The 9,287-nt window shown below is 73.1% G+C and carries 10 protein-coding genes and 3 pseudogenes; 9 read left to right on the top strand and 4 right to left on the bottom strand.

Features of this window, described 5'->3' with window-relative positions; all coding sequences use genetic code 11:
- Window positions 1-138 precede the first annotated feature (138 nt).
- The 4 genes and pseudogenes from ABZY11_RS40060 (at window position 139) to ABZY11_RS40045 (ending at window position 2,710) form a co-directional block, all read left to right on the top strand.
- Window positions 139-702, top strand: a complete 564-nt coding sequence (locus ABZY11_RS40060; RefSeq protein WP_356483885.1) for a phage tail protein I — start codon at window positions 139-141, stop codon at window positions 700-702.
- A gap of 4 nt (window positions 703-706) precedes the next feature.
- Window positions 707-772: pseudogene (locus ABZY11_RS40055) on the top strand (zinc ribbon domain-containing protein); the annotation flags it as partial.
- A 561-nt stretch (window positions 773-1,333) separates the two neighbouring features.
- Window positions 1,334-1,870, top strand: a complete 537-nt coding sequence (locus ABZY11_RS40050) for a zinc ribbon domain-containing protein (RefSeq protein ID WP_356483886.1) — start codon at window positions 1,334-1,336, stop codon at window positions 1,868-1,870.
- Between the two features lie 120 nt (window positions 1,871-1,990).
- Entirely contained in the window at window positions 1,991-2,710 is a 720-nt protein-coding gene (locus ABZY11_RS40045; RefSeq protein WP_356483884.1) for an SRPBCC family protein, read from the top strand.
- Window positions 2,711-2,773: 63 nt separating this feature from the next.
- On the opposite strand, the gene ABZY11_RS40040 is transcribed toward ABZY11_RS40045, so the two are convergent.
- On the bottom strand, window positions 2,774-3,418 hold the full coding sequence (locus ABZY11_RS40040) for a hypothetical protein (RefSeq protein WP_356483883.1): 645 nt from the start codon (window positions 3,416-3,418) through the stop codon (window positions 2,774-2,776).
- Window positions 3,419-3,564: 146 nt separating this feature from the next.
- Here ABZY11_RS40040 and ABZY11_RS40035 point away from each other — a divergent pair, with 146 nt between their 5' ends.
- Window positions 3,565-3,960 (top strand): hypothetical protein, encoded by a 396-nt coding sequence (locus ABZY11_RS40035; protein ID WP_356483882.1) that lies wholly within the window; start codon window positions 3,565-3,567, stop codon window positions 3,958-3,960.
- A gap of 39 nt (window positions 3,961-3,999) precedes the next feature.
- Here the strand turns inward: ABZY11_RS40035 and ABZY11_RS40030 are convergent, their stop codons facing one another.
- Window positions 4,000-4,353, bottom strand: a complete 354-nt coding sequence (locus tag ABZY11_RS40030) for a DUF6204 family protein (protein ID WP_356483881.1) — start codon at window positions 4,351-4,353, stop codon at window positions 4,000-4,002.
- A 270-nt stretch (window positions 4,354-4,623) separates the two neighbouring features.
- On the opposite strand from ABZY11_RS40030, the gene ABZY11_RS40025 reads away from it, so the two are divergent.
- Entirely contained in the window at window positions 4,624-6,594 is a 1,971-nt protein-coding gene (locus ABZY11_RS40025; protein WP_356483880.1) for a DUF5107 domain-containing protein, read from the top strand.
- A 32-nt stretch (window positions 6,595-6,626) separates the two neighbouring features.
- Here the strand turns inward: ABZY11_RS40025 and ABZY11_RS40020 are convergent, their stop codons facing one another.
- Entirely contained in the window at window positions 6,627-6,992 is a 366-nt protein-coding gene (locus tag ABZY11_RS40020; RefSeq protein WP_356483879.1) for a VOC family protein, read from the bottom strand.
- Window positions 6,993-7,053: 61 nt separating this feature from the next.
- Window positions 7,054-7,182, bottom strand: a pseudogene (locus ABZY11_RS40015) (SAM-dependent methyltransferase); the annotation flags it as partial.
- Window positions 7,183-7,264: 82 nt separating this feature from the next.
- Between ABZY11_RS40015 and ABZY11_RS40010 the strand changes: the two are divergent.
- The 3 genes and pseudogenes from ABZY11_RS40010 to ABZY11_RS40000 all read left to right on the top strand — a co-directional run.
- Window positions 7,265-7,849, top strand: a complete 585-nt coding sequence (locus ABZY11_RS40010) for a TIGR03086 family metal-binding protein (protein ID WP_356483878.1) — start codon at window positions 7,265-7,267, stop codon at window positions 7,847-7,849.
- 190 nt (window positions 7,850-8,039) lie between these two features.
- Window positions 8,040-8,891 carry an SMP-30/gluconolactonase/LRE family protein gene (locus ABZY11_RS40005; RefSeq protein ID WP_356483877.1) on the top strand — a complete coding sequence of 284 codons (852 nt, stop codon included), beginning with the start codon at window positions 8,040-8,042 and terminating at the stop codon, window positions 8,889-8,891.
- 116 nt (window positions 8,892-9,007) lie between these two features.
- Window positions 9,008-9,287, top strand: a pseudogene (locus tag ABZY11_RS40000) (pyridoxal phosphate-dependent aminotransferase); the annotation flags it as partial.

The following is a 9,287-nucleotide window of genomic DNA, read 5'->3' as shown; positions in this document are numbered from 1 at the left end:
GGTGCGGTTGTTCCCCGCGAACCCGATCACCGGCCGGCGCGGGGCGGCGGTGCAGCGGATCGATGTCGCCCCGGGTGCTCTGGTCTTCTCGCACCAGCACCAGGTCGAGGTCACCGCGAGCGCGGCCGGTGACGGCTCATGACCAGAGCCGCCGTACCCGGGCTCGCCAGCCGCTACCCGATCGGCGGGCTGCTGCCCGCGCTGTACGCGGACGACGACCTGGCCCAGCGGTTCACGGCGGGCCTGGACACCGTCCTGGCGCCCGTCCTGTCCACGCTGGACAATCTCCCCGCCTACTTCGACCCGTCGCTGGCGCCGGCCGACTTCCTGCCCTGGCTGTCGTCCTGGGTGGCGGCCGATGTCGATCCGGCGTGGCCCGAGGGGCTGCGGCGGGCCGTCGTCGCCCGCGCCGTCGAGCTGCACCGGTGGCGCGGCACCCGCCGCGGCCTGGTCGAACACCTCCGGCTCTGCTTCGGCGTGCAGGCCGACATCCAGGACGGCGGCGGTGCCGCGTGGTCGTCCGAGCCGGGCGCGGAGCTGCCTCCGGCCCCGACCGGAGAACTGCTGGTGCGGGTCTGGGCGCCCGGCGGCGGACCGGTGGACGCGAGCCGCGTCCGGGACGTCGTCGCCGCCTCGTGCCCCGTACACCTCACGTGCCGGGTGGAGATTCTGCCGGGCCCGCCAGACGAGACAGGAGGCTGACGCGATGCGCTCGTGTCCGGCGTGCGGTACGGCCAACCGCGAGGACGACGAATTCTGCGGGAACTGCGGTTCCTATCTGGGCTGGTCCTCCCGGGCGTCGCAGACCCCTCCCGCCCCTGCGGAGCCCGTCCGCCCCGCAGAACCGGCGGGTTCGGCAGCCCGGCCGGCGACCGAGCCCGCCCCGGAGCCCGAGACTCCTGCGGCCGAAGCCCCGCCCGCCTTGCCCGCCCCACGCCCCGAGCCGCCGGTGCCGGAACCTGCCGGGCCGCCGCCCGTGGAGCCCGCACCGGCACCGGAGCCGCCCCCGCGACCGGCGCAGCCCGCCCCCGTGCGGCCGGAACCACCGGCGCAGCCCGCCTCCGGACAACCGGAACCACCGGCACCGGATGAGCCCGTGGGTGCGGTGCAGCCGGCCAGGCCGATCGCCCGGCGGCCCGTCGTGAGACCCGTGACGGAGGACGAGGAGCCGGACGGGCCACCGTGCCCGGCATGCGGTACCCCGAACCTCCCGGGACGCCGGTTCTGCCGCCGCTGCGCCGCACCGTTGCAGACCCGGGAGCAGCCGGCACCGCTGCCGTGGTGGCGCACGGTGTGGCCGTTCCGCCGCCGGGTGAGGCGCGGATCGGGCCGGGTGCTGCGACGGACCCTGCTGGTGCTGGCGGTCGTCGGGCTGCTGTTCACGGGCTACCTGTTCCTGCCGGCCGGGCGCCAACTCTTCGAGGACGTACGGGACAAGCTCGGCGGAACGGCGGAGATCAGCCCGACCGAGGTCACCGCGAGCACCCACACTCCCGGCCATCCGGCGTCCGCCGCCGTCGACGGACTGACCAACAAGTACTGGGGAGCGCCCACGCTCGGCTCGTCACTGACCTGTGGCTTCGACAAGCCGTTCCGGCTGGTCGGCGTCGTGGTACACACCGGTGTGTCGACGGAGCCCGAGGAATTCCGGCACGGGGCCAGACCCACCCGGGCCGATCTGATCGTCACCTCGGCGGACGGTGAGGTCCACGAGAAGGCGGTGACGCTCACCGACAAACCGGGCCGGCAGACGGTACGGACCGGTATCAGCGATGTCGTCTCCGTCCGGCTGGTGCTGAGGGCCGCGGCCGGCCAGGGCGAGGGGCGGCCGATCGCGGTCGGGGAGGTCGAGTTCTTCAAACGCACCTGAGGCCTGACGACACAACCGCGAGGTGTTGAGCCAACCCCCGGCTCTTGCAACGGACTTGCCCGCCAGGGCCGGTGCCGATGCGATGACCGCCGGACCAGGCACTGAACCAGGAGGAGCACCATGACCGACGCACCGAACCAGCAGGCCCGACCCGCTGCCCCACGAACCGCCCGCCGCGTGCGCGCCGCCCTGCTGGCGGTCCCGCTGGCCGCCGCCTGCGTCCTCGGTGCCGCCGCACCCGGCCAGACCGGCCAGACCGGCCAGACCGGCCGGACCGGCCAGACAGGGCGGGCCGACCACGCCGGCCGTGGGGATGCTTCGCTGACCTGCCGCGGCAAGGGCGTCGATCCCACCGCCAAGATCCGGTACCGGACCGCGACCGTCATCCACGCACCGCTGCGCACCGTCTGGAATCTGCAGACCGACGTGGAGCGCTGGCCGTCGTGGCAGCCGCCCGTCACCAGCATGGAGCGCCTGGACGCGGGCCCGCTGCGGGAGGGTTCGCGGTTCCGCTGGACCACCCCGGCGCCCGCGACCCCCACGACGCCCGCCACCACCCTGACCATCACCTCGACCGTCCGTCAGCTCAAGCACGACACGTGCATCCGCTGGACCGGGCCCGCGATCGGCAAGGGGCTGGAGATCGACGAGGGCGTCCACGTCTGGACCTTCACCGAGGTCTGGGGCGGTGTTCTCGTACAGACCGAGGAGACCTGGACCGGTGCCCAGGTCGAAGCGGACGTGCCCACCTCCACCAAGTACCTCGGAGGCGGCCTGGAGGAGTGGCTGAAGCAACTGAAAGCCGCGGCAGCTCCAGGTGCGGTGTCGCGTCGCTCATGACCCAGCCGTCGGCGTACGCCTCGAACCGCTCGGTCCCCTGCCCGGTGCCCTCGCGCCGTCGGCTCACGCTTCTCCCTCGCCGCTCCTGACAGCCAGCTGGTCCGACCACGGCGCGAGGACCGTCGCGCGCGACGCGGGACGGTCCCGCAGCCACATCACGAGCGGGAGCAGCTCACCGGCCGGGGCGTACAGCCGGAGCGAAGTCGCTTCGTCACCGCGGCGGCGTCCGCCCGCGATCCGGTAGTCGGCGACCGGGCGCGCGAGATCGAGGTGCAAGCCGTTCGTCACACGTGCCCCGAGGACGTCCTGCCACGGCACTTCGACGACACCGGACATGTTCGACCGCACCACCGTCGGGGTGAGCTCGACCGTCGGCTTCCTGGGCCTGCGCAGGACCCGCACGGCCGCTGTGCTGAAAACCGCGGGCACCAACAGGAGCAGGCCGATGCCGAAGACCGTGATCGGACGGTACCGCGCGGAATCACCGGAACGATCCGACATCCACAGGTACTCGTCGCCCCAGTGCGACACCGCAATTCCGCACATCACGACCGCGCTCGCCGCCAGCAGGCAGGCCAGCACGATGAGCGGGACGGCCTGACGGCGTGCACGACGGAGCTCCGCAGGCTGCTGGGGCGCATGGGCGACACCCGTCGCCGTCGACCGCCACGGTCCGTCGAGCCGAGGAGGTATCGCGCCGTGGGACATGTGGAGCACATTACGACACACGCGCCGGCGACCAGGTCGCACCGTCGGCCCGGACCAGGTCCTCGCCACGGCTCGGAAACGTCGTGCGGTCCCCGGTTCCACCGGTTACGGTGCACGACACCGCGCGAGGAAGAAGGCCGAGAAGAGTGTGTGACACAAAGAGAACGACGAGAACGAAGAGAACGACAAGGACGCGCACCCTGACCTTCGGCCTGTACGCGGACGACCAGGGGCTGGCGTGGGTCGACGGCCTCGTCGACGAGGCCGTCGGGTCCCGGAGCGCCCGGATCGTCGACGAGACCGTGGCACGCACCTTTCCCGGCAGCGAACTGACGACCGCCGACGCCTACGACCACCTGGCGGAGCAGTGGGCCTGGGAGAACCCCGGCCTGAACAGCGGTGCGCGGGAGGCGGTCGAACTGCGCGTCCACCTGGTGTGTTCGCTGCGGACCTGGCGGGCGATCCGCAAGACGGTGATCAGGACGCTGTGCCCGGCGGGCACGGCACCCCACACCTGCCGTGTCCCATGGGCCGCCGCCTGAGCCGGTTCACGACGTGCGTCGGGGGCGCCGCGGACGGCATCACGCCGCCCCCGGGCCGCGCCGTCCCTTGTAGTTGATCTTCATGGTGTCCATGTCCGTCACCGTGGACCGCAGTGCGCCATGGCCGTACCCCTGCTCGTTCAGGTAGGTCTCCGCCCGGTCCTCGGCGATCGCGGCCGCCATCTCCTCGCCGTCCTCGGCGTCGCAGACGACCACGTACCGGAAGCTGAAGTGCTTGAGCACACGGTCGTAGGTGAGCGAGCCCTCCTCGGTGAACTGCATCGCGCTCAGGCCGTGTCCGTCCACCTCGGACAGCAGCCGGGTACGGGCCGCGTCCGTCAGGCCGTCCCAGGTGCCGCGCACGATCACTCGGTAGGTGTGCTGTGTGCTCATCGTGTTCCGTTCCGCGTTCCGTTCGGGCATGCCGCATCGGCCACTGCTCGTGATCTGTCGAGGGCCAAGGTTACGGCGGTACGGGCGGGGCGCATCCGAAATACCGGGCGGGGCCTGCCGGGCGGGGCGGGAGGCGGGATACGGGCCGCCCGCGCGGTCTTTTGCCGAAGTCTGACGGCGACGCCCCTGGCCGGGGCGTTGTCCAGCGTGTTCCATGGTCATCGGGGGCGCCCGGACCTGCGGCGGCCCGTGCGAGGGAGCGAGGTTGTCTTGGCCACGACCGTACGACGTGCCGTACTGACTCTGCCCGCCGCGCCGCTGGGCCCGGAGAATCCGCTGCCCGCGCTGCGGCCGCTCGACGAGATGCATGTGGTCGACGAACGCGACCGGGCCGCGCTGCCACGTGACATGGCACGCCAGATCGGCTTTCAACCACTGGCCACCGTGCTGCCGGTGCGCGTCCTCGACGGCTACGGGCGTGAGCGCACCCCCACCGGGCTCGACGCGATCGTCATCGAGAACGACCGGCTGCGGGCCACCGTCCTGCCCGGACTCGGCGGCCGCGTCCACTCCCTCCACCACAAGCCGACCGGCCGTGAACTCCTCTACCGCAACCCCGTTCTGCAGCCCGCCGACTTCGCGCTCAACGGCGCCTGGTTCTCCGGCGGCATCGAATGGAACATCGGCGCCACGGGCCACACCACACTGTCCTGCGCCCCGCTCCACGCGGCCCGCGTCCCCGCACCCGACGGCGGCGAGATGGTCCGCCTCTGGGAGTGGGAGCGGCTGCGCGACCTGCCGTTCCAGGTCGATCTGTGGCTGCCCGAGGACTCCGACTTCCTGCACGTCGGCGTACGGATCCGCAATCCGCACGAGCACACCGCACCCGTGTACTGGTGGTCCAACATCGCCGTGCCCGAAGGCGAACGCACCCGTGTCCTGGCCCCCGCCGACGAGGCATGGCACTTCGGGTACGAGCGGACCCTGACCCGGGTCCCGGTCCCCGTGACCGGCTCCGTCGACCGTACGTACCCGCTGCGCGGTGACTTTCCCGCCGACTACTTCTACGAGGTGCCCGACGGCGCCCGCCGCTGGATCGCCTCGCTCGACGAGGACGGCCACGGGCTCGTCCAGACGTCGACCGATCTGCTGCGCGGCCGCAAGCTGTTCCTCTGGGGCAGTGGCGCGGGCGGGCGCCGCTGGCAGCAGTGGCTCACCGAGCCCGGCACCGTCGGATACGCCGAGATCCAGGCCGGACTCGCCCGTACCCAGCTGGAACACGTCCCGCTCGGACCGGGCGCCGAGTTCAGCTGGCTGGAGTCGTACGGGCCGCTGTCCGCGGACCCGCTCGCCGTGCACGGCGAGGACTGGGCGGCGGCCCGCGCCGAGACCGAACAGCGGCTCGCCGAGGCGCTGCCGCGCGCCGACGTCGAAGCCGTCTACGCCGCCTGGCGCCCCTGTGCCGACACCGAACCCGGTGAGCCGCTCGCCACCGGCTCGGGCTGGGGCGCGCTTGAGGTCAGGCGGGGCAAGTACGAGCTTCCCGGCACCCCGTTCGCCGACTCCACTCTCGGTGAACAGCAGCGGCCCTGGCTGGAGTTGCTGGACCAGGGCACCTTCCCCGAGCCGCGCCGGGTGGTCCCGCCGGGCCCCTCCCTGGTCTCCTCGCACTGGCGCGACATGCTGGAGACGGCTCCCGCCGAACCCCTCACCGAGTACCACCTGGGAGTCGCCCAGTGGCATGCCGGTGACCGCGCCCAGGCGGTCCGCAGCTGGGAGCGCGGACTGGTACGCGCCCCGTCCCGCTGGCCGTTGCTGCGGTGCCTCGCCGTCGCCGCCGAGGAGGGCCGCCAGCGGGACCGCGCCGCGGACCTCTACGGCGAGGCGTTCGACGACCTGTGCGCCGAACGCCACGACGACGGCGAGCCCTGGACGGCGGCCACGGCGGCGCTGGGCCGGGAGGCGATGGAGGCGCTGCTGACGGCCGGGCGCCCCGCGGCGGCCCGAGCCGTATGGGCCGCCCTGCCTACGGCAGTCCGGCGGCGCGGCCGTTTCCGTCTGCTGGACGCCCGGCTGCTGATCGCCGAGGGCGACCGGGCCGCCGCCCGGGCCGTCTTCGACGAGGGCTTCGAGGTCGAGGACCTGCGCGAGGGTGCGGAGATTCTGGACGAGGTATGGGCCCGGCTCACGGACGAGCCACTGCCCGACACGTACAACTACCGGATGCGCCCCAAGCGTTGAGGGCGCCTGCCCCTACCGGCCCGGGTCCGTCCTCATCGGCCCGGGCCGGACGGCAGGGTCCGGTCGACATACTCGAAGACCGAGCCGTCCGGGTGCACGGCGATCAGATTGCGGCCGACCGGCGTCGGTACCGGCCCCGCGATGATCCGGGCACCGACGCGGGTGAGGGAGGCATGCGCGTCGTCCACGTCCTTGACCGCGATCGTCGCCGTCACCTTGCGCAGGATCTCCAGCTCCGACTCCGGGCCGCTCATCAGGAGAAAGCAGCTGATCGCGGCGACCGAGACCCCGCCGCGCTCGAAGCGGAGCGCCGAACTGCCCGTGAGGTCCTCGTAGAAGGCCACCGCGGCCTCCAGGTCGTCGACGCAGATACGCAGCGTGGTTCCCAGAATGTCCATGCGCCCAAGGGTAGTTGGCGGCACATCGGCATGTGATCGATTCGGGGGAGGGGCGGCGCGCTCAGGCCCGGCAGAGCACCTCGCCGTGCGGGACCATGAACCAGGCGTCGTCCCGGGTGCCCCACTCGCGCCACGCGGCGGCGATCTCCGTCAACTCCCCGGTGCTCGCGCGGCCGCCGTCGACGGCCATCCCGTCGAAATATGAGATAGGCGTCTTGGAATATGGGCGATCTGGGCTCGCGCCCAGGCTCCGGGCCGGGGAGAGTGGACGCATGGCATCTGTCTCCGTCAACGAAATCCTCGAACGCCACGGCGAGGCGCTCCAGCTTTTCACCGACCGGGTGCACGCGGTGCGCGAGGACCAGTGGTCCGCACCGACGCCGTGCACCGAGTGGACCGTCCGCGACCTGGTCGCCCATCTCACCTCCGAGCAGCTCTGGGTGGAGCCGCTGGTCACCGAGGGCCGCACGGTCGCCGAGGTCGGTGACGCCTTCGACTGCGATGTGCTGGGCGACGACCCGGTGGCCGTGTGGGACCGGGCGGCGGACGCGGCGCGCGAGGCGTTCGAGGCGCCGGGCGCCCTGCGGCGGACGGTGAATCTGTCGTACGGCGTCAGCGCCGCCGACGCCTACTGTGCGCAGATGGTGGCCGACGCCGTGGTGCACGCCTGGGATCTGTCCCGGGCGATCGGTGCCGACGAGCGGCTGCCCGCCCGGCTGGTCGACTTCGCGAGCCGCGAGGTCGGGCCGTACGCGAAGGACCTCTCGCAGAGCGGCCTGTTCGCCGCGCCCGTCGAGACCGCGCCGGACGCCGACCCGCAGACCCGGCTGCTCGCGCTGCTCGGCCGACGGGCCTGAGGCCACCCGGGGGCGGGCGGCATTGCCGGGCCAAATGCCACCCGATTACGCTGTATTCGATATTCCGGTCATCGCCCGGAGTGCCGCGAGCGCGCTCCGGCATCAGCAGCGCGGCCGCTCGGGCACCGGGCCGTACGGGTGGTGGCCGCGCCGCGCTCCCGGGCCGGTCCGGACACCACGAGAGGCAGCAGTGAACACCCCACACCTGGACGTGGCCGTACATGAGCAGGCCGAGCTCGGCGAGGGCCCGACCTGGGACCGGGCCACCGGCCGGCTGATCTGGGTCGACATCGTCTCCGCGCGCGTGCACACCTACGACCCGGTGACCGGCCGCCGCACGGTGATGGCGACCGAACAGCACGTCGGTGCCGCCAAGCCGCGCGCCGGCGGCGGACTCGTGGTCAATCTGCGCGACGGCATCGGCCTGTACGACGCCGACGGCGCCTTCCGCTGGCTCGTCCACGACCCGGAGCCGGGCCGGCGCGGCAACGACGCGGCGGTCGCGCCGGACGGGGCCCTGTGGGCGGGCACCATGCGCTACGACGGAGCCGCGGACGGCGGCAGCCTCACCCGGATCGCGGCCGATGGCGCGGTGACCACCGCGGTGCCCGTGGTGGCGTGCGGCAACGGCATCGGGTGGAGCCCGGACGGGCGGCTGATGTACTTCATCGACACACCCACGCGCCGTATCGACGTCTTCGACTTCGACGGGGAACACGCCGTGAACCGGCGACCGTTCGCCACGATCGAGGAGGGCGCGGGATTCCCCGACGGGCTGACGGTCGACGCCGACGGAGCCGTCTGGGTCGCCCTCTGGGACGGCGCCGCGGTGCGCCGGTACACGGCCGACGGCACCCTGGACCGGATCGTCGGACTGCCGGTCCGGCGCCCGACCGCCTGCGCCTTCGGCGGCCGGGACCTGAACGACCTCTACATCTCCACGGCCCGCACCGGGCTCACCGCCCCGCACCCGCTGTCCGGTTCGCTGCTGGTGCTGCCGGACGCGGGGCACGGAATGCCCCAGGCGGCCTTCGCGGGCTGATCCCGCCTCACCTGCCGACCACCGTCGGCGGGCGCGGTCCGCCGAACCCTCGTATAAAGGGCCCAGAGTGCGAGACGGCGCGACAGGGTGACGGGGCGGCGGCGAAGGAGGCCCGAATGGCGCGGCAGCGAACCGGACGGGCGGCGGGCGGCGCGCGCTCCGTACGTGAGGACCGGGGCCCCGTCCGGTACGGGCCGCCCGCCCCCGACCCAGGGCTGCCCGTGCTGCCCGAGCTGGCCGAGGTGCTCGCCTCGGCGGCGGGCCGCAGCGAACCCGAACCGACCGGTGGCAGCGACGCCCTGCGCGAGGCCGCGACCGCCTACTGGGAACGGCGCGGACTGCACGGCAGCCCGGAGCGCGTCGCCGCGGCGCCGGGCGCCTCGCCGCTGCTGCTCG

It is taken from the genome of Streptomyces sp. NPDC006510, from assembly GCF_040611955.1.
Taxonomy (GTDB): domain Bacteria; phylum Actinomycetota; class Actinomycetes; order Streptomycetales; family Streptomycetaceae; genus Streptomyces.
Note: the sequence above shows the minus strand (reverse complement) of the source record. Positions and strands in the feature narration are given on the sequence as shown.